At 50.7% G+C, this 26,857-nt stretch carries 21 protein-coding genes; 11 read left to right on the top strand and 10 right to left on the bottom strand.

What is annotated here, in order from left to right:
• Positions 1–86: 86 nt before the first annotated feature.
• The gene (locus LZP69_RS00860) at positions 87–497 is read right to left on the bottom strand and encodes an META domain-containing protein (protein WP_234198164.1); all 411 of its coding nucleotides are present in this window, start codon (positions 495–497) and stop codon (positions 87–89) included.
• A gap of 195 nt (positions 498–692) precedes the next feature.
• Positions 693–1,652, bottom strand: a complete 960-nt coding sequence (locus LZP69_RS00865) for a GGDEF domain-containing protein (protein WP_234198165.1) — start codon at positions 1,650–1,652, stop codon at positions 693–695.
• A 350-nt stretch (positions 1,653–2,002) separates the two neighbouring features.
• On the opposite strand from LZP69_RS00865, the gene LZP69_RS00870 reads away from it, so the two are divergent.
• Positions 2,003–2,545, top strand: a complete 543-nt coding sequence (locus LZP69_RS00870) for a GNAT family N-acetyltransferase (RefSeq protein WP_234198166.1) — start codon at positions 2,003–2,005, stop codon at positions 2,543–2,545.
• A gap of 34 nt (positions 2,546–2,579) precedes the next feature.
• A complete protein-coding gene (locus LZP69_RS00875) occupies positions 2,580–2,960 on the top strand; it encodes a hypothetical protein (protein WP_234198167.1) in 381 nt (126 codons plus the stop codon).
• Positions 2,961–3,062: 102 nt separating this feature from the next.
• Here LZP69_RS00875 and metK read toward each other — a convergent pair whose 3' ends face one another.
• Positions 3,063–4,217, bottom strand: coding sequence for a methionine adenosyltransferase (gene metK / locus LZP69_RS00880; protein WP_234198168.1), 1,155 nt, complete (start codon positions 4,215–4,217; stop codon positions 3,063–3,065).
• A 373-nt stretch (positions 4,218–4,590) separates the two neighbouring features.
• On the opposite strand from metK, the gene tkt reads away from it, so the two are divergent.
• From tkt to fba, 4 genes are all read left to right on the top strand, one after another.
• A complete protein-coding gene (tkt, locus tag LZP69_RS00885; protein ID WP_234198169.1) occupies positions 4,591–6,585 on the top strand; it encodes a transketolase in 1,995 nt (664 codons plus the stop codon).
• A 149-nt stretch (positions 6,586–6,734) separates the two neighbouring features.
• Complete coding sequence (gene epd / locus LZP69_RS00890) at positions 6,735–7,751, top strand: erythrose-4-phosphate dehydrogenase (protein ID WP_234198170.1); 1,017 nt, start codon at positions 6,735–6,737, stop codon at positions 7,749–7,751.
• Positions 7,752–7,967: 216 nt separating this feature from the next.
• Positions 7,968–9,143 (top strand): phosphoglycerate kinase, encoded by a 1,176-nt coding sequence (locus tag LZP69_RS00895; RefSeq protein ID WP_234198171.1) that lies wholly within the window; start codon positions 7,968–7,970, stop codon positions 9,141–9,143.
• 164 nt (positions 9,144–9,307) lie between these two features.
• The gene (fba, locus tag LZP69_RS00900; protein WP_234198172.1) at positions 9,308–10,372 is read left to right on the top strand and encodes a class II fructose-bisphosphate aldolase; all 1,065 of its coding nucleotides are present in this window, start codon (positions 9,308–9,310) and stop codon (positions 10,370–10,372) included.
• Between the two features lie 288 nt (positions 10,373–10,660).
• Here the strand turns inward: fba and LZP69_RS00905 are convergent, their stop codons facing one another.
• The 3 genes from LZP69_RS00905 to LZP69_RS00915 all read right to left on the bottom strand — a co-directional run bounded on the left by LZP69_RS00905 (position 10,661) and on the right by LZP69_RS00915 (position 13,073).
• Positions 10,661–10,858, bottom strand: a complete 198-nt coding sequence (locus LZP69_RS00905; protein WP_234198173.1) for a cytoplasmic protein — start codon at positions 10,856–10,858, stop codon at positions 10,661–10,663.
• A gap of 137 nt (positions 10,859–10,995) precedes the next feature.
• Positions 10,996–12,411, bottom strand: coding sequence for a cytochrome C biosynthesis protein (locus LZP69_RS00910; protein ID WP_442800651.1), 1,416 nt, complete (start codon positions 12,409–12,411; stop codon positions 10,996–10,998).
• Positions 12,412–12,635: 224 nt separating this feature from the next.
• The gene (locus LZP69_RS00915) at positions 12,636–13,073 is read right to left on the bottom strand and encodes a hypothetical protein (protein ID WP_234198174.1); all 438 of its coding nucleotides are present in this window, start codon (positions 13,071–13,073) and stop codon (positions 12,636–12,638) included.
• A 316-nt stretch (positions 13,074–13,389) separates the two neighbouring features.
• On the opposite strand from LZP69_RS00915, the gene LZP69_RS00920 reads away from it, so the two are divergent.
• From LZP69_RS00920 to chrA, 4 genes are all read left to right on the top strand, one after another.
• Positions 13,390–13,836 carry a MarR family winged helix-turn-helix transcriptional regulator gene (locus LZP69_RS00920; RefSeq protein ID WP_234198175.1) on the top strand — a complete coding sequence of 149 codons (447 nt, stop codon included), beginning with the start codon at positions 13,390–13,392 and terminating at the stop codon, positions 13,834–13,836.
• Between the two features lie 33 nt (positions 13,837–13,869).
• Entirely contained in the window at positions 13,870–15,105 is a 1,236-nt protein-coding gene (locus tag LZP69_RS00925; protein ID WP_234198176.1) for a glycerol-3-phosphate dehydrogenase/oxidase, read from the top strand.
• Positions 15,106–15,152: 47 nt separating this feature from the next.
• On the top strand, positions 15,153–16,292 hold the full coding sequence (rlmC, locus tag LZP69_RS00930) for a 23S rRNA (uracil(747)-C(5))-methyltransferase RlmC (protein WP_234198928.1): 1,140 nt from the start codon (positions 15,153–15,155) through the stop codon (positions 16,290–16,292).
• 107 nt (positions 16,293–16,399) lie between these two features.
• Entirely contained in the window at positions 16,400–17,557 is a 1,158-nt protein-coding gene (gene chrA, locus LZP69_RS00935) for a chromate efflux transporter (protein ID WP_234198177.1), read from the top strand.
• 45 nt (positions 17,558–17,602) lie between these two features.
• On the opposite strand, the gene LZP69_RS00940 is transcribed toward chrA, so the two are convergent.
• Genes LZP69_RS00940 through LZP69_RS00955 form a run of 4 tightly spaced genes read right to left on the bottom strand, consistent with a single transcriptional unit; the run spans position 17,603 to position 20,784 of the window.
• The gene (locus tag LZP69_RS00940; protein ID WP_234198178.1) at positions 17,603–18,823 is read right to left on the bottom strand and encodes an ATP-binding protein; all 1,221 of its coding nucleotides are present in this window, start codon (positions 18,821–18,823) and stop codon (positions 17,603–17,605) included.
• Complete coding sequence (locus tag LZP69_RS00945) at positions 18,823–19,560, bottom strand: response regulator transcription factor (protein WP_234198179.1); 738 nt, start codon at positions 19,558–19,560, stop codon at positions 18,823–18,825. Before LZP69_RS00945 ends, LZP69_RS00940 begins: the two co-directional genes overlap by 1 nt.
• Complete coding sequence (locus tag LZP69_RS00950; protein ID WP_234198180.1) at positions 19,545–19,940, bottom strand: DUF3019 domain-containing protein; 396 nt, start codon at positions 19,938–19,940, stop codon at positions 19,545–19,547. Before LZP69_RS00950 ends, LZP69_RS00945 begins: the two co-directional genes overlap by 16 nt.
• On the bottom strand, positions 19,930–20,784 hold the full coding sequence (locus LZP69_RS00955; RefSeq protein ID WP_234198181.1) for a MipA/OmpV family protein: 855 nt from the start codon (positions 20,782–20,784) through the stop codon (positions 19,930–19,932). The genes LZP69_RS00950 and LZP69_RS00955 overlap by 11 nt, the downstream gene beginning before the upstream one ends.
• Before the next feature lie 553 nt (positions 20,785–21,337).
• On the opposite strand from LZP69_RS00955, the gene LZP69_RS00960 reads away from it, so the two are divergent.
• Positions 21,338–26,683, top strand: coding sequence for a S8 family serine peptidase (locus LZP69_RS00960; RefSeq protein ID WP_234198182.1), 5,346 nt, complete (start codon positions 21,338–21,340; stop codon positions 26,681–26,683).
• Positions 26,684–26,857: the final 174 nt, after the last annotated feature.

The following is a 26,857-nucleotide window of genomic DNA, read 5'->3' on the forward strand; positions in this document are numbered from 1 at the left end:
TTGCAAGGGATTTATAGCTAAGGGATTTATAGCCAATGGATTGATAGCTAAGCCATATACAGCTAAGCCATATACAGATAAGGGATTTACTGCTGACTTAAGATTAATTGCGTCTTGTTATCGGCATCTTTTAGTCTGAGCTTACCTTTGCTTATGCTGGCCTGAGTCACAGTTGTCAGCGCTTGCATCACTCTTTGTTCCTGATCCATTAAGGCTTCGACGCAGGCTTTCATCGTGCTGCCCGCCGGCGTTAAGGTTAATTGGTTGCCGTCGAGTTGATACTGACCGATAAACTGGTTACAGCTGTTATTGCCGCTTAGCTTGCCATCTTCGCCAAAGGTCAGCTGCGCTGGGCTGTAATCGATTACGCCCTTGTCTTGCACCTTTTCTATGTGCCAGGTGCCCATGATTTCAAGATCCTTGTGGTCGCTGGAAGAGGGAGACTGACATGCAGTTAATAAGGCGGCGCAAGCGACAAAAAGAAGTGATTTTGACATAAGAAGATCCATAAACAGTGAATATGGCTATTTTGACAAGCTTACAGCTAATTAAAAAGTATTTTGATGAGTTTTTCCGGTATTTCCCAGCTCAAGTCATCAAATAAGAACAATTGCCTCTAATCAACCCGCGCCACTCGATACTGACTGCTAATCGCTTCGTGAGATGAAACTCACTTCCCCAAATAGGCCTATTTAAAACTGCGGGGATTGCTGCACAGCCGCGTTTTGCAAGATAGTGGCCTTGTTGGCCAGCAAGTTCTGTTTTGCCACTTCCAGCATAGGCTCAATCGCCAGGTGAGATTGAGGGGCAAAAAAACTATCGCCAATGGCAATATCTCGTTTAAGTAACTCTTTTGCAAAATGCTTTCTAAGGCGTTGAATAAGTGCATCAAGATTAGCCTGGCTGTCCACAAAGGCGAGTACAGCAAACAGGCCGTCTTCGACCCTGGCACAGAGATCCGCATCGCGCATATTGTGATGGATTAATCTTGCCAGCTGTCTCTGTCCCTGGGTCTGGCTAGTTTTATCTGGATATTGCTTTAAATCTTCGATCAAAATAATGCCGGCATGGGAGCCAAAACGGCGGCTCAGACTTAGTTGTCTAGGTGCCATTAAATTAAAACCATAGGGGTTGAGCATGCAGGTCATTTCATCCTGCACCGACATCATCTGTATCTGCTGCATCAGATGCAGATGTTTCAGCTCAGCCTGGATCAGCGCCTTACTGGTTTCCAGTAGAGGATGCAGTCGATCATACTGCGCCGATTGGCTGCTGTTGCAGATGACAAACAGGCCGAAAAGATGGCCGTCGGCCCAATAGAGCGGGGCGGAAACCAAGGTTGAAAATTGGGTCAGCGGGCTTTGGGATGCGATGGGATGGGTCAGGTGTAGCAGCTCGTATCCCTGATGATCTTGCATCTGCTGGGCGATTTGAGGATCGCTGAACAGGGTACCGGCATAGAGATTAAAATTGCTGGCCTGACGAGAGCAGATGACTTGAAACTGCTCCTGATGATACTGCAATACCAGACAGGCATCGGCTTGATAACAATCACTGAGAAGATCGACTTGTTGTTGCCAGCGAGGTAGGGTGATCGCTGGATGATCTAATTCTCTTAGCCAGGATGTGCGCGTGGTGGACTGTAGCAGCATTTTTTGCTCTCTTTTAATTATTATTGTTCGGCATGGTTAAGGACGCATCTTATTAGCATACAAGGAAAAAATTAGCTTTCCCGTGATTTATATCATAATTAAAGTTCAAATGTTAATTAAATGTAGCTCATGATGCTTGAGCTCGCCTCTCCAACTAAGGTTTTATTTCTAAGCGGTTTTTTAGGGCCGTAATTCTTATCAAGTTAGCCCGTCAACTTGCGTCTACTCATGCTATGGCAAGTAAAGATTGCACTATGACAGATACAGATTGCTGCAGCGTAGTGACTGAGTTACCCTGCCTGCTAATCTTTCTTTCACTGATAGTCGTCCCTTGATATGCAGAGTAGCCCATGCAAATAAGACTCGCCCAGATCCACGATGCCAGCGCCATTGCTGCACTTGAGCAGAATCAATGGCAGGCGGAGCTGAGCCAAAGAGAGCGGCAGCAGATGCAGGGACAGACCTTCTCTTTGGCCGAGATAAAACAGCTTATTAGCGAGCACTGGATTATGATTGCCGAAATGGATGGCAAGATACGTGGCTATGTTATCGCGGGTCATTGGACTTTTTTTCAGGGCTGGCCGCTCTATCGGCACCTGTTAAGCCGTCTTAATCAGCATCAAATAGGTCATACCCGTCTGAGCCGGGATAACTGCTGTCAATACGGCCCAATCTGGATCGACGGGCGTTATCGTGGTCGGGGGCTGTTTGAAGCCCTAGTGACTGAGCTGAGTCGCCATCTGGCGAAAGAGTACGAATATATGCTGACCTTTATTGCCGAAGACAATGAGCGCTCATTTGCGGCCCATACCCGTAAAGGACAGATGCAGGTGCTGGATTTTTTTGATTTCGATGGTCGCGGTTATTACCTGCTTGCCGCGCCCACACACTAGGTTTACTTTGTAGAACAGACACTAGGAGTTAAGCATGCCGCCCTCTATTGAGCAGTTATTGCGCCCTTATGCTGAGATAAAGCTCAGTGCTTTCGATAATATGAAGCTCTTGGTCGCCCTGTTTCATGCCGAGCAGCTTCACGACGATCAGCTTAATGCCGAGCAGCAGGGCTGCGAATGCCTAAAGCTGTCAGGGATTTACCAGCAAGAAGCGCGGGATCGTTATTGCGTAAACTGGCAAGGGGTTTGGCTCGATTGTGGCTGGTGCAATGATTACAGCGCAGCCATAACGGCTATGGAAACCCCTGATGAGTCGCAGTTAGCTAACAGCGAGTCTGTGACTGTGCCACTGCTGACACTGGAGCAGGTTGGGTTTATGTGCATGCAGTACGCCCATTTCGATCACTGCGAATGAGGATTATTGCATGATTAATCCGTGGCTCAGCCATAAAAAAACCGCCTAGATGGCGGTTTTTTTATGCAGATGGCTAAAAAGCTAATGCTACAAACTTTAGCCTTAGATCTTAGCGTCTGCGCGCAGGATTTCGGCCTTATCTGTGCGTTCCCATGGGAACTGATTGCGACCGAAGTGGCCATAGGCTGCCGTTTCTTTGTAGATAGGACGAGCCAGATCCAGCATCTCGGTCAAGCCATAAGGGCGCAGGTCGAAGTGCTGACGCACCAGCTTAATTAAGACTTCTTCAGAGACTTTACCTGTACCGAAAGTCTCAACGCTGATTGAGGTTGGCTCGGCCACACCGATAGCGTAAGACACCTGGATTTCACAGCGGTCCGCCAGACCGGCTGCCACGATATTCTTAGCCACATAACGGGCTGCATAGGCCGCGCTACGGTCAACTTTCGATGGGTCTTTACCTGAGAATGCACCGCCGCCATGACGAGCCATGCCGCCGTAGGTGTCGACTATGATCTTACGACCCGTCAGACCACAGTCGCCCACTGGGCCACCAATCACGAAACGGCCTGTCGGGTTGATAAAGTATTTAGTGTCTTTGGTGAGCCACTGCTCTGGCAATACAGGCTTGATGATGGTTTCCATCACGCCTTCAATAAGATCTGACTGGTTTACACTGTCACAATGCTGGGTTGAAAGCACAACTGCATCGATACCGGCAATTGAACCATCGCTGTTGTAAGCGAAAGTGACCTGGCTCTTGGCATCTGGGCGTAACCAAGGCAGCACATTGTTTTTACGCACTTCAGACTGGCGCTTCACCAGCTTGTGTGAGTAAGTGATAGGAGCCGGCATTAATACGTCGGTTTCATTGTTGGCGTAACCGAACATCAGACCCTGGTCGCCGGCACCCTGATCTTTAGGATCGGCGCGGTCAACACCTTGGTTAATGTCTGGAGATTGTTTACCAATGGCATTGAGCACGGCACAAGAGTCGGCATCGAAACCCATGTCAGAGTGTACATAGCCTATGTCGCGTACTGTCTTACGTGTGATCTCTTCGATATCGACCCAGGCAGAGGTAGTCACTTCGCCACCCACCATCACCATACCGGTTTTCACATAAGTCTCACAGGCCACGCGTGCCTTGGGATCTTGCTCTAAGATCGCATCGAGTACCGCATCAGAAATCTGATCGGCGATTTTATCTGGATGTCCTTCTGAGACCGACTCAGAGGTAAACAAGTGCTTTGCCATTGTGGAAAATCTCGTCTTTAATCAATTCGAATGTGTAGAAGTATCTACATCTAGACGTCTATTCTAGATGAAATCGATTTGGATAACACCCCTTTACCACAAAATTGTGCAGTAAAGCGCAGTAAATCTTCCTATCCTATTGATTATTTTGCCGTGGCAACGCGCAAAATAATCCGCAGCGCGCACTTTCGCCTTGCGGGCTGAGGGTGAATATCTGCATTTTTCTCGGCTAATTAAAAGGATATGCAAAACATCGCCACAATTATTGCCATAAGAGGCAGATTTTTATTTGCGTCCCATGGCCGAGTAGGGGAAAATATGCCCCCAATGTTGCCTTATAAATCTCAATTATCAGCTACCAGCAGGAGAGAGCATGTCATCTCGTAAAGAACTCGCAAACGCCATCCGTGTGTTAAGTATGGATGCCGTTCAGAAGGCCAATTCTGGTCACCCAGGTGCGCCTATGGGCATGGCGGATATCGCTGAAGTGCTTTGGAATGACTTTCTTAAGCACAACCCGAGCAATCCGAAGTGGGCAGATCGTGACCGTTTCATCTTATCTAACGGCCATGGCTCTATGCTGATCTACTCTCTGCTGCACCTGACAGGTTATGCACTGCCGATTGAAGAGCTGCAAAACTTCCGTCAGCTGCACTCAAAAACACCGGGTCACCCAGAATACGGTTACACCCCAGGTGTTGAAACCACCACAGGGCCACTGGGCGCTGGTATCAGCAACGCAGTGGGTATGGCGATTGCCGAGAAGACCTTAGCGGCGCAGTTTAACCGCCCAGGTTTCGACATTGTTGACCACTACACATACTGTTTCTTAGGTGACGGCTGTCTGATGGAAGGTATCTCCCATGAGGCCTGCTCATTAGCCGGTACCTTAGGTCTGGGCAAGCTGATCGCATTTTGGGATGACAACGGTATCTCTATCGACGGTCATGTCGAAGGCTGGTTTACCGACGACACGGCTAAGCGTTTTGAATCTTATGGCTGGCACGTGATTGCCGGTGTCGATGGTCACGACAGCGATGCCATTCGCGCAGCTATCGAAGCGGCGAAAGCGGTAACAGATAAGCCAACTATGATCTGTTGTAAAACCATTATCGGTTTCGGTTCGCCAAACAAGTCAGGCAGCCACGACTGTCACGGCGCGCCGCTGGGTGATGCTGAAATCGCCGCAGCCCGTGAATTCCTCGGTTGGGAACATGCGCCATTTGACATTCCTGCAGACGTGTATGCCGGTTGGGATGCTAAAGAAGTGGGTTCAAGCCGCGAAGCGGCCTGGAACGAAAAACTGGCCGCTTATGCCGCTGCTCACCCAGAACTGGCTAACGAATACAAGCGCCGCGTGATTGACGGTGAACTGCCTGCCGATTTCGAAGCTAAGGCTCAAGCCTTCATTAAAGAGTGCCAAGAGAAGGGCGAGAACATCGCCAGCCGTAAGGCCTCGCAAAATGCCATCGGTGCCTTCGGTGCCATGCTGCCTGAACTGCTTGGCGGCTCGGCTGACCTTGCTGGTTCTAACCTGACTCTCTGGTCTGGTTCTAAAGGTATTCAGGATGATCCTGCCGGTAACTACATCTACTACGGTGTGCGCGAGTTCGGCATGAGCGGTATCATGAACGGTATCTCACTGCACGGTGGTTTCATCAACTACGGCGCGACTTTTATGATGTTCATGGAATACGCCCGTAATGCGGTACGTATGTCTGCGCTGATGGGTATTCAAAACATCTTCGTTTACACTCATGACTCAATCGGTCAGGGTGAAGATGGCCCGACTCACCAACCAGTTGAGCAGCTGGCTAACTTGCGTATGACGCCGAATATGCAAGTATGGCGCCCTTGTGATGCGGCAGAAACTGCTGTGGCCTGGAAAGCGGCTATCGAGCGTCGCACTGCACCTACGTCACTGATCTTCAGCCGTCAGGGCTTGCCAGCCCAAGGCCGCACTGATGCACAACTTGCTGACGTGGCTAAGGGTGGCTATGTACTGCAAGATTGCGCAGGCACGCCGGATCTTATCCTGATTGCTACAGGTAGCGAAGTACAGCTGGCGCTGGACTCAGCAGCGGCGCTGACAGAGCAAGGTAAGCAGGTTCGTGTGGTTTCTATGCCATCGACCAATGCGTTCGATGCACAAGATGCGGCCTATAAAGAGTCTGTACTGCCACGCGCTGTCACTAAGCGTGTTGCTATCGAAGCGGCCCATGTGGATTACTGGTGCAAGTACGTCGGCTTCGACGGCGCGGTTGTCGGCATGACCACCTTCGGTGAGTCTGCTCCGGGCGGCGCTTTGATGAAGCACTTTGGCTTCACAGTCGACAATGTTGTCGTAACGGCTAACGGCCTGTTTTAATCGGTCGCTGTAGTCTTGATGTCAGGACGGGTTAATTAACCCGCCCGGTATCATTTTTTGACGGCTTATCTGGTCAAGGGATCGGATAAGCCGTTATCATATAGATATAATTATTCTCCGCTGCTGAAGGTGAGGAGCACACCCTCTTAATGATCAAAGTCGCTATTAACGGATATGGCCGCATCGGACGTTCAATTCTTCGTGCTCTGTATGAGTCTGGTAAGCGGGATCGCATTCAAATTGTTGCCATCAATGAACTGGCCAAACCCCAGGCCATGCTGCACCTCACTCAATACGATACCACCCATGGCCGTTTTCAGGTGCCAAGCTCCCTTAATGATAATGTGCTAACCGTTGGCGATGACCGTATTACCTTGCTCAATGAGAGCGATGCCAGCAAGCTGCCCTGGACTGAGATGGGGATCGATATCGTCTTTGAGGCGACAGGAGCGCTAAATGACAGGCAATCCTGCGAGGCGCATCTTAAGGCCGGGGCCAAACAGGTGCTGATAAGCAATCCCTCCTCCAGCGATGTGGACGCCACCATAGTCTATGGCGTCAATCATGAAGAGTTAAAAGCAACCCATACCATAGTCTCTAATGCCTCCTGTACCACTAACTGTCTGGTGCCTATTATTCAGGTACTCGATGGCGCCTTCGGAGTGAAAAGCGGTGCCATTACGACTATTCACTCGGCGATGAACGATCAGCAGGTGATCGATGCCTATCATGATGATCTGCGCCGCACCCGGGCCGCTGGGCAGTCGATTATCCCTGTGGATACTAAATTAGCCAGGGGGATAGAGCGGATCTTGCCTAAGATGAAAGATAAGTTTGAGGCGATCTCTGTGCGGGTACCCACAATCAATGTGACCGCCATAGATCTGTCGGTCACGCTTGAGAAACGGGTGGATATCGACAGGGTCAATCAGGTCTTATCTCAGGCGGCGGATGGGTTATATAGCGGGGTTGTAGGCTATACTAATGCGCCATTGGTGTCCTGCGATTTTAATCATGATCCCCGCTCCAGCATAGTGGATGGCACCCAGACTCGGGTCAGCGATGGCCACCTGGTGAAATTACTGCTCTGGTGCGATAACGAGTGGGGCTTTGCCAACCGTATGTTGGACACTAGTTTAGAGATGATAAGGGCTGTACGAGCCTAGCAAGCGCCTGCGGCGGTTTGTAGCAAGAGCCTGGAGCGGCTAGTAGCGAAAAGCCAGTAGCGTCTTGAGTGAGAGTGATTAGCGAGAGTTTATAGCTGAATGTTTTTCCTGATGGCATAGCCGTCAGCAGGGCAGAGTGTCGAGGCGTGCTGCGTCACTTGCCGGTTGCAAGATTTTTATTTTTCTTTTTAACATTAAATAGTTAAGGAATCTATCATGGCAATTATCAATATGTCAGACTTAGATCTTCAGGGTAAACGCGTACTGATCCGCGAAGATCTGAACGTGCCTGTTAGCGGCGGCGTTGTCACCAGTGATGCCCGTCTGCGAGCCTCACTGCCAACGATTAAACTGGCGCTGGAAAAGGGTGCGGCAGTGATGGTGATGTCTCACCTTGGTCGTCCGACTGAGGGGGAATATAACAGCGAGTTTTCTTTGCAGCCTGTGGTGGACTATCTGACAAATGCGCTGGACTGTCCTGTGCGCTTAGCGACCGATTACCTCGATGGTGTTCAGGCTAATGTGGGCGAGGTCGTGGTGTTTGAAAACGTGCGTTTCAATGTCGGCGAGAAGAAAAATGACGAGGCGCTATCTAAGAAGCTGGCGGCCCTGTGTGATGTCTATGTGATGGATGCCTTTGGCACAGCCCACCGCGCCCAAGCCTCGACCCATGGTGTTGGTCTTTATGCCCCTATCGCCTGTGCTGGCCCATTGCTGGCCGGTGAGCTGGAAGCCTTAGGCAAGGCGATGGATAACCCTGCGCGTCCCTTGGTTGCCATAGTGGGTGGCTCTAAAGTCTCGACCAAGCTGACTGTACTTGAGAGTCTCTCTGGTATCGTCGATCAGTTGGTGGTTGGCGGCGGTATCGCTAACACCTTTATTGCTGCAGCGGGTCATCAGGTGGGTAAATCCCTCTATGAAGCGGACCTTATCGATGAAGCCAAGCGTCTGGTGGCTAATGCTCAGAGCCGTGGCGGCGACATTCCAGTGCCGACCGATGTGGTGGTGGCCGGTGAGTTCAGCCCAACGGCTAGCGCGACCTTGAAACAGGTGAGCGAAGTGGGCAGCGATGATATGATCTTCGATATCGGCCCCGACAGCGCCGAGGCCTTGGCCGATATCCTCAAAAGTGCCGGCACCATAGTCTGGAACGGTCCTGTAGGGGTATTTGAATTCGATCAGTTTGGTGAAGGTACTAAGCGTATCGCCCAGGCGATCGCCGACTCATCGGCATTTTCTATCGCCGGGGGTGGCGATACGCTGGCGGCCGTTGATAAATACGGTATCGCTGATAAAGTGTCTTACATCTCGACTGGTGGTGGCGCCTTCTTAGAGTTTTTAGAAGGTAAAGAACTGCCTGCTGTGGCTATGCTGGAAAGCCGCGGCGCATAACAAGCAAAGTATTATAAAAAATTATAAGAAACCGCTGACTATCAAAGCATTGCATGACGTAATTCATTGATAGTCAGCATTAAAATCCGTCCAAACGATAGTGACCTAGGTGACTAAGCTAATAATACAAAAATGGCTTATCACCCTATTATTGGAGTAAAAAAATGGCCTTAATTTCCCTACGTCAACTGCTTGACCATGCGGCCGAGCATGGTTACGGCGTTCCTGCGTTTAACGTCAATAACTTAGAGCAGATGCGTGCCATCATGCAGGCTGCGGAAGCAACCGACAGCCCTGTGATAGTGCAAGCCTCTGCCGGTGCGCGTAAGTATGCCCGTCCACAGTTCCTTAAATATCTGATGAATGCGGCGTTAGAGCAGTATCCAGATATTCCTGTGTGTATTCACCAGGATCATGGTACTCACCCTGACATCTGTCAGCGTTCAATCCAGTTAGGTATGTCTTCTGTGATGATGGACGGCTCGCTGATGGCCGATGGTAAGACGCCGGCCTCTTATGAATATAACGTCGATGTCACCCGTAAAACCGTTGCCTTTGCTCACGCCTGTGGTGTGTCGGTGGAAGGTGAGATTGGCTGTCTGGGCAGCCTTGAGACAGGTACTGCCGGTGAAGAAGATGGTGTTGGCGCTGCTGGCGTACTTAGCCATGATCAATTGCTAACTTCTCCAGAAGAGGCGGCCCAGTTTGTGCGTGATACCCATGTGGACGCATTAGCTATCGCTATCGGTACCAGCCACGGCGCATACAAGTTCAGCCGTAAGCCTACCGGTGATGTGCTGCGAATCGATCGCATCAAAGAGATCCACGCCCGTATCCCTAACACCCACCTGGTGATGCACGGTTCCTCTTCTGTGCCGCAAGAGTGGCTCAAGGTGATCAACCAGTATGGCGGCGAGATCCCTGAAACCTATGGTGTGCCTTTAGAAGAGATTGTCGAAGGTATTAAGCATGGTGTGCGTAAGGTGAATATCGATACGGATCTGCGTCTGGCCTCAACCGGCGCAGTGCGTAAGTTCCTGGCCGAGAACCCAAGTGAGTTCGACCCACGTAAGTTCCTTAAAGCCTCGATGGAAGCCATGGCCGATATCTGTACTACCCGTTACGAAGCTTTCGGTTGTGCGGGCATGGGATCTAAGATCAAGCCTAAGTCGCTGCAGGCCATGTACAAGGCGTATCAGTCTGGTGAGTTAGACCCTAAGGTTAACTAATTCATCGTTATAATCGATGCCAGTTTTTATAACTGGCATCGCTTTAAAAGGTTCACCGCCGTTTTGTAGCACTGTGTTTAAAGATATTTTAGAACAATCATTAAGCCCAGTAACATAAACTCAGTAACATAAGCTCAGTAAAACGTGCATGGGTGGACCTTTTTTTAATTCTCCGAGATACTCTGAGATAGCTCACTGAGAAAGTCAGACGAGTTCATCCCTCAAACAGGCTGTTTGCCTGAACAACCTCATCCTTTCCTATCTTGCTTTATGCCCTGGTCGCTGCTTTTATGCGGTAGTTGCAATGATATGGCCGCTGTTGCCAACAGGAGCAGGCGTAGCCGGCGCCGTAGTGGCTTCTATCAGCTGGAGTATCATCTCCCCCTCGGCTTGCTGTTGTGACTTGGCTATCTGGGCAACTTTTACCCCAACACTGCCGTGGCTCATGTTGGGCTGTAGATCGTGATTGGCGATTGAAATGGTCATCTTCTTCCCTTAAACAGCGAACACAGAACCTGTGTCCTTAAGTGGTGTATAGGGTTATCGGCAGGGGAGGGAGAAACTTGAGGATGGCTATGGTTCACCATCCTCAATTTTGCGTTTAAGCATCCTCAATCTTGCGTTTAAGCACGCTTGGCCAGCAGTTTTCTGCTAAGGGTGATGACAAACGTCAGGCCGATAGAAGCGGCGATAAGCCCGATAGCCAGGGTGACATTTTGCAGTGCGTTGGGCTCAACGGCCAATGTGCCACCGAGTCCAATCATCATGATGCCTGACATGAGTTTCAGGGTCTGCCCCTCTTTTTCTGTGAGTTTACGCTTGCCTAAGGTGGCGCTGAAGGCGATCACTATCGCGGCCAGGGGAATGACGTAAACCAGGTTATAGAATACCAGATACATGTAGCGTTCAACTGGCGGCAGCTCATGCATGGAGAGCACGCTGGTGTAGATCATAGGGAAGCCCGCTGTGCACAATAGCTCGTAAGCGTTAGCCAGGATCGCCAGCACGATAGTGCCTGTGATCATCGCGGCCATACTGCTGGCATTGGTGAGTTTCCCCATGCGCTTAATCAGTCCGGTGCGGTTTTCTGCCGACATAGAGAGGGTCACTTCCCCTTTGGTAAAGAAGTAGTCCTTGAGATTGATAGTGCCGGCGATCAACGCCAGCAGGCCAGCGCCTAAAATGATCCAGCCGCCGTCGCTGCCCGCGCCTAACAGCTCGAAGATATTGAGCCAGGCGATCATAAACAGGAAGTAGATAAAGCCAGAGAAGAACACGAATATGCCCCCGACGATCAACATGCGGCTACGGCTCTTAGCATTGACCATGATAGACAAGAGGAAGAGCAGGACGAAGAAGGCGCAGGGGTTAAAGGCATCGACCCCGGCCAGCACCACAGTGAGTACTGGCAGAGAGAGTTTTTCCGGCGCCACTACCCCGATAATGGGCAGATCCACAGGCTGTACACTGCTCATGGGGGTGGCCTCAAACGTGCTGGAGTCGAGGTCGCAGGTGCCGGGTTCGGCGCTTTCACTGCAGGTGGCAAATAGCGGTGGCTCCTGGCCAGCCGCTGGAGCATCCCCTGACTCAAGGCTTTGCATCTCAGTCTGACTCAGCTTGCCCCCGAGGGAGAGATAGCAGTTTTTCAGATTTTGCAAAATAAACTGCCCGGTCACTTCTTGGCTTGAGTAGCCCATGCTGGCTTGCTCGCAGGAGGCGAAATAGGGAACTGAGCGAGGGGGAGTGCCGGTTTGCTCGGCTATCTGTTGCCATTTCTCCATGGTGCCAGGTGCTGAGACCATGTGGGATTCCAGTTCAATCCAGGGGAATTTTTCCGGCAGTGAATCGATAAAGGGGTGCGCCTCGGCGCAGTGGGGACAGGTTTTAGACCAGAAAAAATAGAGCTTAATTTTTAGCTGTCCATCGGCATCGACATAATGCCAGCTACTGGCATCGGTAGGGGAGGTCTGAGCCGCCTGACTTAACACTGGCATGGCGCTAAAGAGTAGCATGAGACAGAAAACGAGCGATCGCAACATGGCTCCCTCCTTGGGAAGTAGTAGCTAAAAATGTATGTCGGGTGAGCCCCTATAGCTGAGTGTACCCCTGTGTTTCGAGCCGATTAAATTTATGTTCCGAAAATGTAATCTTAATCGTGAAACCTGATGGAAATGTTAACTTAGGCAGTGAATTATTCTGTGACCTGAGTGGAATTTACTTGTAAATGAGTAGATTGTTGGTGTGATAACCAGAGGTTGCTCAGTTACCTCAGGCTGGTCTGAACCGGATTTGCATCGGCCACAGCGGCGACTTGCTGACACCAATGCACTCTCAAAGCGCGTGAGTCGCTGCGACTGGCGGTCAGAATGCGGGTGACTATAGGTTGCTGATAATCGGCTTTGCTTAAATAGTCTTTGACTCGCTCGATACGGCGATTGGCCAGCCAGAAATCATACTCCCGCAGTTTCTTATCTGTCAGTGTATTGTCGATGGCAAACTCCAGCAGCAGGTAGCCTTTGTTGCTTTGGGTGGTGTTTATCACTTCTTGCAGCTGTTTAGTGTGTTCGCTGGCGAAATAGGAGCTATTAATGGCGAAGGGAATATCACCATAACTGATATTTTGAGTACAGCTGGCGATTGCATTGCTGCTGATTGATAATGAGGCTATGGCGGTTAATGCAGCCACGAATGCTGTTTTCATTATTGTTAACTCCACTGGATAAACCCTAAAACGTCCTTGTAAAGCTGCAAATTAGGGGAAGTGCCAACGAAAATCAACCCCTTTTTCTTGTTGATTTTGAATGATTTCATGGCGTTTTTAGCTGAGTTTCCGATGTCATAATTCAGTCACAATTTATCTCGATGGTTTTATTTGTTTATTCCAATTCCCCAGCATTAGACGACAAAATATTGACTGCACGGCAGCCACTCTGTTTGTTTGATTAATTTTCACTTTCCGTGACAGATGCAGTAAACTGAATAAACATTGTGTGCAATTAAATCTTGGAAAAATCTGTATGTCCCAAGTTCCCCATGATCCGCTGGCGTTGGAAAATCAGGTCTGTTTTTCCCTCTATAGCGCCGCTAATGCCATGATCAGAGCCTATCGTCCATTTCTGGAACAACTGGATCTGACCTACTCGCAATACTTAGCCATGTTGGTGCTGTGGCAGCATCCGGGGATCAGCGTCAAGGTGCTCGGGGATAAGCTGCATCTGGATTCAGGCACCCTGACCCCCCTGTTAAAACGCCTCGAAGCCAAGGGGTTAGTCAGCCGTGGCCGCAGCGAGAGCGATGAGCGGGTGAGGGTGCTTAAATTAACGGACCAAGGCGCCGAGCTTAAGGTGCAGGCGGCTAAGGTGCCCGAGTTGATGCGCTGTAAAATCGGCGGCGAGGCAGCTGAGTTTATCGAGCTAAAACGCCTGTGTGATAAGGCATACGGCTATTTAAACCAGGACAATTAACGCGCTAATTCTTGTCAATAGAGAGGATGCAGTATGGAAGCTGTGGATATCGTCATTATCGGCGGCGGGATCACAGGCGTTGGCATAGCCCAGCGTGCCCAGGCATCCGGCTATCGTGTCGTCTTGCTGGAGAGAGGGGCGCTAGGTGAGCAGACCTCGGCGAACTCAAGTAAGCTGATCCACGGCGGCCTGCGTTATCTTGAGTCGGGGCAGCTCAATCTGGTGCGTCAATCATTGGCCGAGCGCAGGGCACTCTTGTCACTGGCGCCGGATCTGGTCAAAGCGGTGCCTTTCTATATTCCCATCTATGAGGGCAACCAGCGCGGCCCGATGGCGATTCGCGCTGGGCTAAGTCTGTATGCGCTGCTCAGTGAGCTGGACCCCTTAGGTTATTTTAACCGCATCCATGAGTCGCAGTGGCCATCCCTGGGGATCAAATTAACCGGATTGCAGGCGGTATTTCGTTATTTTGATGCGCAGACAGACGATCATCAATTGACGCTGGCTGTGGCCCAAAGTGCCGCTGAGCTAGGCGCTAAGATAATGACCCAGGTCGAACTGCAGCAGATAGCGCACGATAGTAGCGGCTGTGTGCTGACTTATCTTCAGTCAGAGTCGAGTGAAGAGAAGCAGTTGTTTGCTAAATGCGTTATTAATGCCACGGGTCCCTGGGTGAATCAGACCCTCGCACGGGTCACTCCCACACCCGCACCTATCGAGATCTCTCTGGTTCAGGGCAGTCATCTCCTGCTGGATATCGCGCCGCCTCCGGGCATCCTCTATCTTGAGTCCATCTATGATAAGCGGGTGGTGTTTGTGATCCCCTGGGAGGGACAAACCTTGCTGGGCACCACAGAAACTCAGGTAGACTCCCCTGAGCAAGCCGGGGTCACAATGGAGGAAACCGACTATCTTTTGGGGATCTACAGCCACTATTTCCCCTACTACTCAATTGATCAGCTAAAACAGAAGCTGACTGGCACCTATTGCGGGATGCGGGTGTTGCCTAAACTGGGGGGGGCGGCATTTGATCGGCCCAGAGAGACCTTGATGCACAGCCTGGATACCCATCCCCAGCTGCTCAGTATTTATGGCGGTAAGCTGACCACTTTTCGCCATACCGCCAAGGAGGCAGTGCAGTGGGTTAAGGAGCGCATAGGTGCTAGGCCGATTAAGGCCGATGTGGACACACTCAGGCTAAAGCCGCCTGGGGGAGCAGAATCCATTAAATCTATCCCCAGAGATGATTTTTTAGTGGAAAACGGCTAAAGTGTGGCGCCATTTTTATCCAAATTCTTATCTGAGCCAGTGAGCCTATTATTGTGAAATGTCGCTATTTTGATGCCAAGCAATGTCTGTCGTGTCGTTACCTAAAAACGCCATTGCAACAGCAGTTAGAAGATAAGATGGCGACCCTAGAACAATTGTTACAGGGCATGGCGGTCGGGCGCTGGTATCCCCCTGTGTTTGGGCCGGAAACTGGCTTTCGCAATAAGGCCAAGATGGTAGTGCTCGGCGCCGCCCATCAGCCTATCTTAGGTCTGGTCAGCCCCAGCGGCGAGGCGGTCAGCCTCTGTGATTGCAGCCTCTATCCCGCCGATATGCAGCAGCTGTTACACCGTCTGGAGCTGTTTGTACGCCAGGCCGGCATTCCCCCATACCGGGTCGACAAGGCCAAGGGCGAGCTTAAATTTATCCTGCTGACCCGCAGTCAGGTGCGCGGCGAGTTTATGCTCAGGTTTGTACTGAGATCCCAAGAGGCGATTTTCCGTATTGAGCGGGAACTGCCAGCCCTGCTTAGCGAGTTTCCTCAGATCAAGGTGGTGTCGGTTAACCTGCAGCCTGTGCACATGGCCATTTTAGAAGGGGAGGAGGAGATCTTCCTCACCGAGGCAACGCGTCTGGAAGAGCGTTTCAACGATGTGCCTTTGTATATTCGTCCCAAAAGTTTTTTCCAGACTCACCCGCAAGTGGCGGAACGCCTCTATCAAACGGCGCGAGAGTGGAGCCGCGAACTGGCGCCTGATTCCATCTGGGATCTCTTCTGCGGTGTGGGCGGGTTTGGTCTGCACTGTGCAAACAAAGAGACGCTGCTCACTGGCATAGAGATAGAGGCGGAGGCGATTGCCTGCGCCAAGATGTCGGCCCAGACCCTTGGGTTAACCCAGGTGCAGTTTAGCGCATTAGATTCCACCGAGTTTGCCCATGGCGATGCGGCGCAAAATAAACCGGATCTCATCATAGTCAATCCACCAAGGCGGGGAATAGGCGAGGCCTTGTGCGACTCGCTTAGCGCCTTTGCGCCTAAGGCCATCATCTATTCCAGCTGTAATCCGGTTACTCTGGCGAAAGATCTTAAGCGGATCTCAGGATACCAGATCACTAAGGTGCAGCTGTTTGACATGTTCCCTCACACAGATCATTTTGAGGTGCTGGTGCTGCTGGAACGTGAGTAAGCTTTAGCTTGCTATAAAAGCTGCCCTTGTCATAAAAGGTTCGTTTTGCTGTCATACTCTAGGGTCAACAGACCCTAGGGGCAGTTAAGGTCAGGGAGGAAAACTCAGTGTGGGCTATATTCAGGCAATTTTTTCTGTTGGGTCTGGTCAGTTTCGGCGGCCCGGCTGCCCATATCGGTTACTTTAAGCAACGCTTTGTCGATGAACTGAACTGGCTCGATGAGCAGCGTTATGGCAGTCTCGTTGCCTTAAGCCAGGTGATCCCTGGGCCTAGCTCCAGTCAGGTGGGGTTCGCCGTCGGTTATCACAGAGGCGGATTGGGGGGCGCCGTTGCAGCCTTTTTCGGTTTTACCTTACCCTCCTTTATGCTTATGTATTTGCTGGCAGTCAGCAGCACCAATGCTCTGCAGCAGAGCTGGTTTCTCGGCCTTATACATGGTTTGAAACTGCTGGCGGTTGTGGTGGTGTTTGATGCTGTGCTGTCTATGGCGCGGCAATTTTGCCGCCAATGGCTCACCCGCGTCCTGATGCTGTTTGCCGCCACCTTGTCACTGTTTTTCCTCTCCTTATGGAGTCAGATCTTTATTCTGCTGGCCGCGGCGCTGGTGGGACGTACTTTTCTCACCGCACAGACGGAGGAGAGTCTTCCCTCTGGCGGATTTAGTTCCAGATTCAGTTTCGGCTGGCTGGGGCTGTTTGCCTTGCTGTTTCTGCTCTCGCTTTTCTGGCTGACGAGTCAAACTGAGCTGCTGCGGATCTTTGCCCAGTTTTTTCACACAGGGGCCCTGGTGTTTGGCGGTGGGCATGTGGTGCTGCCACTGCTTGAGATTTCTGTGGGCCAGAGTCTGGGCAGCGAACGTTTCCTGACTGGCTATGCCATGGCTCAGGCCGTGCCAGGCCCCATGTTTTCCCTGGCGGCCTTTCTGGGCGCCGAACTGCCAAGTCAATCGCCTCTGTTGGGGGCGTTAATCGCCACTCTGGGGATTTTTCTGCCGGGCTTTCTGCTTCTGCTTGGGGTGATAAAAGGCTGGCAGTCGCTTATGTATCACGGCCACTTTCGCGGGGTGATCAATGGGATCAATGCCGCTGTGGTGGGACTGCTTTTGGCGGCCTTGATCTCACCCGTTTTTAGCAGTGCGGTCGGCTCCTTGGTGGATCTGGTCTTAGTGCTGGCCGGGTTTATTATGCTTAAACAGTTAAAGTTGAGTATCTTGTGGGTGCTGCTGTTTTTTGCCTGTGCGGGCATGGCGTTAATGGCGTTTTAGCCTTTCTCTTTCTGTGATGAACCATCTGTTACAAGCTGAGTGAGCCTAGTCGGTTTGAGATGGCTGATTCTGCCACTGGATACTCAGGCTCGCGCCTTTAAGTTGTCTGGCGCTGCCCAGTTGTAATGTGCCTTTGTGCCAGATAGCGACCTTCCTGACGATATAGAGTCCCAGGCCATAGCCTGAGCTGTCATCCTGATTTTTGTCGCGCTCGAAGGCGGCAAGTAGCTGTTTTCCTTTGCCCTCAAATCCAGGGCCATCGTCTTCGACCGTGAGCTTGCACTTTTGCTCATCGCTCTCGAAGCTGACGATGATCCGGCTTTGGGCGAAACGCAGGGCATTCATAACTAGGTTCTGACAGGCGATGCTCATGGAGTGGTTATCGAGAAACGCAGTCTCGCCACTGCAATGAAAGTCGATGTGGATATTAGGCTGATAGAGAGAGAACTTCTCCTCCATTTGAGCCATAAAGATCTTGGGCGAGATGGGCTTTTTTTCTATCCTGTCTTCCCTGTGTTCCAGCTTGGCGAAGGAGAGATAGTTGTTGGCGAGCTGCTCTATCTCATCGATATCGGCATTGAGGCGCTGCCAATATTTCTCCGGCAGCTGGGCCTTACTCAGCTCCAGGGCAAAGCGCATCCTAGATAGTGGGGTTCTTACCTCGTGAGAGATGGTGCGCGACAGATCTTTTTGTATCTGAATAAGGTCGACCACCTCGCCACTGATCTCGTTATACACCTTAGCCAGGGGATAGATGGCTGAGCTAGTGCTGATCCTCTGTGGCATTTTTCTCGGATTGGCGCCAAAGTCGATGGCATCCGCCTGCAGGGTCGAGAGATCCTTAAACAAGGGCCAGATAAACAGCAGTGCCAGCAAGCCCAGGCTGGCGTAAAGGGCAAACAGGATAAGCTCGGTTGGCACAGCTGTCTTGCTGGGCACGAGTACTGGACCGAAGGCCAATATCTCATCCTCACTGGCACCCAGGCGGTAGTAGTAAGTTGCGTTATCGCTCAGGGTCAGGGCGATGATCTCGCCTTGTTGTAGCTTCTCCTGCAGATCCACTGGCAGGGCCAGCTCACTCCTGGCCAGGCGGCGAATAGGGCTGCTCTCCCCCTGCTGCGTGATACTTTGAAAAATGTTGCCGACATCCAGCTGATAGGACTCGCTATCTTGCTGCATGGCGGTGTGGATCTCGTTGAATGACCAGATGATCAGGGTGCTGCTGAGGATCAGCAGGGCATAGAGGCGATAAAACTGAAACTTCATCAGTCGCCTTGGTTTTTGTTGGGGGGGATGGGTTGGGTTCTGGGGTGATAGTTAAACAGGTAGCCTTTGCCATGCACGGTTTTTATCGTCAGGCCGCTTATCTGATAACTGTCGATTTTTTTACGCAGACGACTAACCTTTAAATCCACGGCGCGGTCGAGTCCGTCATAGGGGCGCCCCACATATTGCTCGAACAGAAACTCACGGCTGAGGATCTTGCTGTGATGATTGGCAAAGATCCACAGCAGGCTGAACTCCTGTGTGGTGATCTGCTTCTGCTCGCCCTGTATCGTGAGTTGCTGCTGGGCGTAATCGATAGTGAGATCGTGGAGCTTGATGATGTTGCTCGCGACTTCCGCCTGGGGTTTTCTCAGGTTTGCCTTGATCCGCGCCACCAGAAGTTCGGGGTTGATGGGTTTTACCAGATAGTCGCTGGCACCGAGGTCTAAGCCTTTTATCTGATCATGCTGGCCATCTCGCGCCGTCATAAAGATGATGACGCACCGGTAGCGTGCCTGTAGCTTGGCAAACAGGCTAAAGCCATCTTGATCCGGCAGCATGATGTCGCAGATGATCAGATCGAAAACCGAGTCGCTTGGCAGGGCCAATACCTCTTGCGCCGAGCCGGCGTGAGTCAGCTCGAAGCCCTGTTTCGACAGGTAAGTCAGGGTGAGCTCCGCCAGGTCGATATCATCTTCAATGAGGAGAATTTTGGGTTTATTTATAACAGGTTCCAATTGAATCCTCGTCGCTTTCGGCTATTTACTGGCTGGTAGATGGCGACCTGTATTGTGATGCTATCCAGCACTTTATTGTCGCTATTTTTGATCAGTATCTGGGTGTCCTGGGTGAGTGTCAGTGCCAGCTGGTGCGTTACATCTATGAGGTCAAAACATTGCTCTGGCTTTTCTCGCTGCTCTACCCAGATACAGGTCTGCTGCAGCTGGTCGAGTTTATAGTTCACCTTAAGTTGCAGCTGGCAGCTGTCGCCTGCTTCTAAAACGGCGCAGGTCTTAGGCGTCGCCTCTATCTCAGCTAAAGCGCAGAAGCCATTGATACTGTATATCAGGCAAAATACCGATAAGTATCTTATCAATACCAAGCAACTAGAAGGCATAGCTGACTCCAACGAAGCCGGATAGATAGCTATCCTTCTCTACCATCTGGTTTTCTGTTATCTCATTGCCTAACCAAGTGTAGGTGATAATGGTGACGAAGTTGAAATCCTGCCACAGGGGAAAGTTTACGACGCCACTGGCGTGATAGTTAATCGCCGCCTGGTCGGCTTGTAGTCCTTGGGTGATGGAGCGGCCCAGTTCGGCTGCTGTGTAGTGATAATAGTAGCTGACCAGATTCTGGCTCTTGCGTATCGCCCCCAGTTCAAAGCCCAGCGCCCCCCAGGCGAAGCCGAGGTTTTTCCTCAGGGTAAACTGGATCTCATTGCCCTGGTGGACGCCGCTGATGTCGTGAAAATAACCGAGATTCAGATCCAGATAGGGGGTGATCCAACTGCCCTTGAGTCCACCAAGGTAGGAGATATTCCGCTCTATCGGCACTGCCGGAATGTTACGGCCGAAAATCGGTTGCCTGTTGGGAACGAAGCCGAGAATGTCGCTAAGAAAAACCTTATTTATGCCATCAAATTCGAAGAAGATGCCATCTTCATTAAGCTTGGTCTGCAGATCCAAAATAAAACTGTCGGACTCGTACAGGCTGTAGCCTAGGCTGAAATTTTCCACATAGAAACGCTCACCATAGTAGGACCAGCTGGGGAGAATATAGGTCTCGATATTGTCTGATTTTGCCCTGGGGTTTTCGATTCCACCATAACCGAGTGCCAAAGACAGATGCAGCTCACCTGTGGTGATGCTGTCTATCTGCTGTGTTGGTTGAGCGGCGACCTGAAGAGTAAAGGTAGGCAGACTCAAGAACAACAGCGCACAGGATATTAGGGGCTTCATGGCAGTTATCTAAGTCCTAAAAACGAGTCGAAAATGGGTTGGAGATCTAAAACATATTCTACTTGAAAAGTCTGTCACATTTTTAACATCTGTACAAAATGCTACATGGCCTGTTATCGGGCGGCCGGGCTAAACCCAAATGGTCTAATCCAAAGATAGCGATATGACCTTTCAGCGATTGTTGCTGTTTTGTTGCTTGCCTGCCGATTTGAGGGGACTGCGCATTTTTTACAAGATTTTCAGCTGCTAAGGCACAGAAAATAGTCGGTTTTTTTGCCGAAAAGTGATTCCTGTTTATTAAGGTCTTAGTAATGAGTTTGTTCTCAAGTTATTGTTTTAATTTAGTAATTTTATTTTTGGTTTTATTCTGCTTGTGCCTTTCCTGCTCTTAGCACTATTTGATGTTGTTTTTATGTGAATTTTTAACAAATATACAAAATGCTACATCAAATTGCTGCAATTTTGCTCTCTTTGGATGCTTATATGTTACGCGCTGATGAAAGGTAATACAAAAAATTAACATCATCACGAATAACAACTGAAGGAAAAGCCAATGAGAGTGAAGACACTGGTAACCGCTGTCGCCGCGGCACTTTACAGTGCTGGTATGGCCCATGCAGCCGTTACGTTAAAAGATAAAGCTCATGTCATTCAGCCGCTTAAGTCGACTGCAGAGCAGATAGCTCAGTTCAATAATGACCTCAAAATACAAGCGCGCGCGAATCTGCTGCAAGATGATGGTTTGAACGTACAGATCAACCGACAAAGCCGTAAATTTGTTGCCGAAGAGGAGATCACAGGCGAGCAGGTTTATATTGTCAGGCTGCATCAACAGCCGCTTGCCCAGGTGGGCGCAGCGCTGTTAGATGAGGGAAGCTCCCTTGCCAGAGGTGCACATAAAAAGGGCGATGGCAAGCTGTTCGTGGCGGGTAAGCCGGTTAATAACGCAGTGATGAGCTATCGTAGCCAGTTGTTGCAAAAGCAGCAGCAGGTGATTGCCGATGTGGCTTCCAGACTGGGTCATCGCGAGGTTCGCCAGCAGTTTACCAATGCGGTTAACGGCTTCTCTATGACCATGACTCAAGAGGAAGCGCAGCGTGTTTCTCAGCTTGCGGGTGTGGCGTCTGTGCGCCGTTCCAAGACCTACGAGCTGTTATCGGATGCCGGTCCTGAGCTGATTGGCGCAGATAAAATATGGACCGGTAATGTGACCGAGTCAGTGCCTTATCAAGGTGAAGGGATTATTGTCGGTATCATAGATACAGGTGTAAATACCGACCATAGCTCGTTCGCCGATATTGGTGGCGACGGTTACGATCACAGCAACCCTTGGGGGCCGGGCCAATATGTAGGTGACTGTACTCTGTCTGGCTTCGAGAGCATGTGTAACGACAAGCTGATCGGCGTGCGCTCCTATCCTGTGATCACAGATTATTTCACCAGTGGTGAATATGGTGATACCCGTCCAGCAGTGGGTGAGGATTATCAGGGGCACGGTACCCACGTAGCCTCAACAGCTGCGGGTAACGTCTTGTATGATGTTGATTTCCTCAACCGTTCTACCGATGCGGTTTCCGATGGTGTCGTGGTCAAAGAAGATCTTTTCCCACGCCTAAGTGGTGTGGCGCCTCACGCCAACATCATCTCCTATCAGGTATGTCATCCATCCAATGAGATCAATGGCGGCTGTCCTGGCGAAGCTTTGATCGCGGGTATCGAAGATGCTATTAGCGATGGCGTTGACGTGATCAACTTCTCTATCGGCGGTCAGGATTCCCATCCTTGGTCTGATGATGTTGAGCTAGCTTTCCTCTCCGCCCGTGAGGCCGGTATTTCAGTTGCCGCGGCTGCGGGTAACTCGGGCCAGCCTCAAGGCTATCAAGAATACTTTGGCGCCATCGATCACGCCTCTCCCTGGTTACTCAACGTCGCGGCCTCGACCCATGCCCGTGAAGTCTTGGTTGAGTCCAAACTTATCGACCCTGTGGGCGGTCGAGAGATGCCGACATGGACTGAAATTGTGGGCGGCGCAATTAACACCTCCTCAGTGACGGGTCTGGTGGTTCAAGCGGCCGATTATGGTGACCGCTATTGTGGAACGCCATTCGCTGAAGGCACTTTCGATCTGACTGATGCCAGCGGTAATCCAACGGACGTTATCGTGGTTTGTCAACGTAACGACTTGAACGACCCTAACGGTATTGCCCGTACTGCTAAAGCCGACAACGTCAAGGCGGGCGGCGCCGATGGCATGATCATGTACAACTTCGCCAATGGTGACGCTATCGTTTCAACGGCGTCATACTCAGTCCCGACTGTGCATATCGAGAAAGAGGATTGGGATGGTCGCTGGGAAGATGATCTCAATGGTTATGGTCTGTATGACTGGCTCAGATATGGTAGCGATCATACGCTGACCATCACAGAAACGACCATTGCCCGTGATATCGATCCCGAGCGTGCCGATTGGTTAGCGGCTTTCTCATCGCGTGGCCCAAGCTCTTCGACTCAAGAAGCCTTGATCCCTGCGGTGGCAGCGCCGGGTGTCAGCATCTACGCGGCCTTTGCCGATGAGCATCCATTCCTGGCTGGTGCAGGTAGTGCCGACTTTGCTTTCCTCAGCGGTACGTCTATGGCATCGCCTCATGCGGCGGGTGCAATGGCACTGTTAAAGCAGGCAAAACCAACTTGGACAGCGACAGAGATCCAGTCTGCATTGGCGATGACGGCTGAAAACAAAGTCCAATACCATCGCTTAAATGATGAAAATGGTGATGTGGCGTTAGCTTCTACTTACCGTGCCGGTACTGGCCGTATCAATGTGGCTAACGCGGTGAAAGCAGGCTTCGTGATGGACGAAACTGTCGAGAACTTTAAGGCAGCCGATCCTGAAAATGGCGGCGCAGTACACAAGCTGAATATTCCTCAGCTAGTGAATTTCGAGTGTAAGCCTAAGTGTCAGTGGATCCGTACCATCAAGGCAACCACGGCTGGCAGTTGGAGCGTGACCCATGATGACGTCGTCAACTGGGCGTTCGATTCACGCAGCCAAATGTCACAAAATGGCGTGACCATAAATGTCACCCCAAGCGAGTTCACCTTAGAAGCGGGCGAAAGCATGGATATCCTGGTTGAAGCTTCAATCATGGATACCCAAGACTGGTTCAGTAACGCCGAGGTTGAGCTGCACTCTAACCTTATCTTCACTGAAACCAGCGGCGCGGCGTCAAAAGCCCACTGGCCTGTTGTGTTCAAATATGACATGAACGCTATGCCAGGTCGTTTAGGTGCAACGGCGCACCGTAACCAAGGCAATGCGGTTATCAAGGGTATTAACTTACCTGAAGGTGACAATATTCATGGTCGTATCTTCGAGCCTGTGAAAGCCGAGGTGAAAACCATCACTCTGACTAAAGATGATGATGGTAGCTTCCCATGGTCAAGCACGGCGGATCTAAGCGTTGCTATGAGCGAGCGTTTGGATGAGGCTACTCACGTTGAGATGATTGATGTACCAGCCGGTGCCCGTCGTCTGATTGTTGAATCATTTGGTACCACGCAAAGTGAGCTATCAGAGACCTTAGATAAAGGTAATCTCTTGGTTTATGTGGGTAAAGATTACAACGGTAATGGTGAGGCCGATCCGTTCGAAGAGTTGTTATGTGTCTCTAGCCACATTCAATACAACAACTTCTGTAACATCAACCAGCCGGAAGAAGGTCAATATTGGGCGATTTTCTACAACCCAAGAAAGGGTACTGCGCAGAATAATTACCTAAATTCTCCTACTGAAACCTTCCAGTTTGCAACCACAGTTGTGAGCGATACTCAAGCCTCTAATCTGAGCATTGATGTGCCAAGCAGCAATGGTAAAGACGCTGTTGATATCCAAGTGAACTGGAACATGCCAGAGATGGTTGCAGGGGACGTTTATTACTCGCTAATCGACTTCGGTACGTCTGATATCAACGCGGGTAACATAGGTAAAGTCGCCTTTAAGTTGACTCGTGGTGTAGACGATGTGCACTTAGATGTGCCGCAAACCGGTGCTGCATTGGGTGACCATGTGCCCTTCACCTTTGAAGTTCAACCGAACGACTCAGGCGTGGATCGTGCATTCACCATCACTGCGGATATCCCAGCGGGTCTGAGTCTGGATGTTGAAGATGTATTGGCTTCATCGAGTGAAATCGTCACTGGTATTACTCTAGAAGAGGGCAAGCTGACCATTAGCGGTATTCAGCCAAACACGGCCGATATCGAAGCCAGTTACAATGTGACCACTAACTTAACTGATGCTATGTGTCGTACGCCTGACTTTGGTAACTCCAACCCAGGCGGCTATGTGGACTTAGAAGAGTTCCGTATCTACCCGACCATGAGTGGTTTTGCACCAGTTGAGTATGATGCTAATGGTCGTGCTATCAATGGCAAAGACAACAATATCCTGACTCGTACCGGTATTGCGATTCCTGTGAGTGCCATCTTTGGCGGCACCTATGACAGCTTCCATCTGTACAACAACTCAGATGATCTGAACGTAGGGAAACAAAACTCGCTAGATATCCGCGCACACGGTTCGATCTCACTGTGGGAAGGTCAGCCTTTCTTCTTCCCGTACCATGATATCTACCCATACCAAAGCTTCCCATACGAATCTATCGGTATGATGTGGCGTGGTTTTGCGCCAACGGATCCAAGTGCTCCAAGAGCCATTATGGCGACGCCGCTAGTGAATACTTACGCCGAGCGTTCAGGTATCACTATCGCGAGCACGCAAACCGGTTGGGGTATTTTGGAGTATGACGGTGCCCGTGGTTATATTTCGGCAGGTCGTGATGCGAACCGTGTTTATCAGTGGGAAGAGCAAGATGATCGCTTCGATTTCGAGCTGATCTTCAACGTAAACACACGCCATGGCGACGGTGAGTATGAGCTGTTTATGGCCTATGACAACCTGGATTTCGGCAGCCAAGGCGGCCGTGGTTCTGTGGGTCTGCAAGGCTTCAAAGGTGGCATCTATTCACACGGCCCACTGAACAAGTACCTGGGTGAGCTGTATGCCTTCGATAACCTGGAACAAGCCCTGTCTGACGGTCTGGTGATCTGTTACGACTACGTGGGCCCTGAGTCTTCGCAGTTTGAAGTGACAGCTTGGACGAAAGTGAAACAGAGCTCTGCTGGCCAAAACCTAACGGTTAACGCGGTTAGCTCGGTAGAAGGCATGGCCGATATCAGCATGAGCCACACGGTTTCTGTTCCTTCAAACATCTCTATCGGTAGCATCATGGATCAAAGCGTTGATGAAAACACTCGTCTGGAAGGCATAGTTGTGATGTACGCCGATGAGCAAAACAGTGTTAATCAAATCACTGTTACTGGTGAAAACATCACGGCAGAAGTCAGCGGCCATACCTCAGGCAGCAGCTTCACCATCATTCCGAATACGGATTTCCATGGCGAAGTGGAAGTGACTGTGACAGTGAGTGATGTTGAAAACCCTGAGGATAAAGCCAGCACCAGCTTCATGCTGTCAGTGATCTCAGATGGCGTTGAGCCCTCGGATGATCAAGGCGAAGACCAGGGTGAAGATCAAGGTGAAGTTGACCAAGGCGAAGATGGCCAAGGTGAAGTTGACCAGGGCGATCAAGGCGAAGATCAGGGTGAGGATCAGAGCGGTGTCGATGCCGGCGATGATCAAGCAGGTGAAGATACTGACGACCAATCTGACGATCAATCTGACGATGAAGCCGACGATCAAGCCGATGAGCAGGCGAATCAAGGCAACGAGCTTATCGTTGAAGAGAAGTCCAGCTCGGGTGGTGCCTTAGGTGCATCGGCACTTGTGCTACTCATGCTTGCCGGTCTACGCCGTAAACTGCAGCTAAAGCGTAAATAGCATTAAGCGGAAGATAGGTTTGCTGGCGTAACAGGGAGGTCATGCCAGCTTTTTTAACACGAATTTCTCTAAGGAGATAATCAAGCTCAGCGACAAGGTGAGTCCTTGGGGAAATATAAAAAGGCCGCAACTGCAGTTATCCCATGCAGTTGCGGCCTTTTTTATTCCGCTTGC

Origin of the sequence: Shewanella sp. AS1 (assembly GCF_021412565.1) — a bacterium.
Classification (GTDB): domain Bacteria; phylum Pseudomonadota; class Gammaproteobacteria; order Enterobacterales; family Shewanellaceae; genus Shewanella.

What these genes read in the sequence shown, in the direction of transcription:
- LZP69_RS00920 (WP_234198175.1), top strand. Translation starts at nt 13,390, where the DNA reads ATGTCCCAAGTTCCCCATGATCCGCTGGCGTTGGAAAATCAGGTCTGT.
- LZP69_RS00865 (WP_234198165.1), bottom strand. Translation starts at nt 1,652, where the DNA reads ATGCTGCTACAGTCCACCACGCGCACATCCTGGCTAAGAGAATTAGAT.
- LZP69_RS00870 (WP_234198166.1), top strand. Translation starts at nt 2,003, where the DNA reads ATGCAAATAAGACTCGCCCAGATCCACGATGCCAGCGCCATTGCTGCA.
- LZP69_RS00895 (WP_234198171.1), top strand. Translation starts at nt 7,968, where the DNA reads ATGGCAATTATCAATATGTCAGACTTAGATCTTCAGGGTAAACGCGTA.
- LZP69_RS00940 (WP_234198178.1), bottom strand. Translation starts at nt 18,823, where the DNA reads ATGAAGTTTCAGTTTTATCGCCTCTATGCCCTGCTGATCCTCAGCAGC.
- LZP69_RS00960 (WP_234198182.1), top strand. Translation starts at nt 21,338, where the DNA reads ATGAGAGTGAAGACACTGGTAACCGCTGTCGCCGCGGCACTTTACAGT.
- LZP69_RS00860 (WP_234198164.1), bottom strand. Translation starts at nt 497, where the DNA reads ATGTCAAAATCACTTCTTTTTGTCGCTTGCGCCGCCTTATTAACTGCA.
- LZP69_RS00950 (WP_234198180.1), bottom strand. Translation starts at nt 19,940, where the DNA reads ATGCCTTCTAGTTGCTTGGTATTGATAAGATACTTATCGGTATTTTGC.
- fba (WP_234198172.1), top strand. Translation starts at nt 9,308, where the DNA reads ATGGCCTTAATTTCCCTACGTCAACTGCTTGACCATGCGGCCGAGCAT.
- LZP69_RS00910 (WP_442800651.1), bottom strand. Translation starts at nt 12,411, where the DNA reads ATGTTGCGATCGCTCGTTTTCTGTCTCATGCTACTCTTTAGCGCCATG.
- LZP69_RS00925 (WP_234198176.1), top strand. Translation starts at nt 13,870, where the DNA reads ATGGAAGCTGTGGATATCGTCATTATCGGCGGCGGGATCACAGGCGTT.
- LZP69_RS00915 (WP_234198174.1), bottom strand. Translation starts at nt 13,073, where the DNA reads ATGAAAACAGCATTCGTGGCTGCATTAACCGCCATAGCCTCATTATCA.
- metK (WP_234198168.1), bottom strand. Translation starts at nt 4,217, where the DNA reads ATGGCAAAGCACTTGTTTACCTCTGAGTCGGTCTCAGAAGGACATCCA.
- tkt (WP_234198169.1), top strand. Translation starts at nt 4,591, where the DNA reads ATGTCATCTCGTAAAGAACTCGCAAACGCCATCCGTGTGTTAAGTATG.
- LZP69_RS00875 (WP_234198167.1), top strand. Translation starts at nt 2,580, where the DNA reads ATGCCGCCCTCTATTGAGCAGTTATTGCGCCCTTATGCTGAGATAAAG.
- LZP69_RS00905 (WP_234198173.1), bottom strand. Translation starts at nt 10,858, where the DNA reads ATGACCATTTCAATCGCCAATCACGATCTACAGCCCAACATGAGCCAC.
- LZP69_RS00955 (WP_234198181.1), bottom strand. Translation starts at nt 20,784, where the DNA reads ATGAAGCCCCTAATATCCTGTGCGCTGTTGTTCTTGAGTCTGCCTACC.
- epd (WP_234198170.1), top strand. Translation starts at nt 6,735, where the DNA reads ATGATCAAAGTCGCTATTAACGGATATGGCCGCATCGGACGTTCAATT.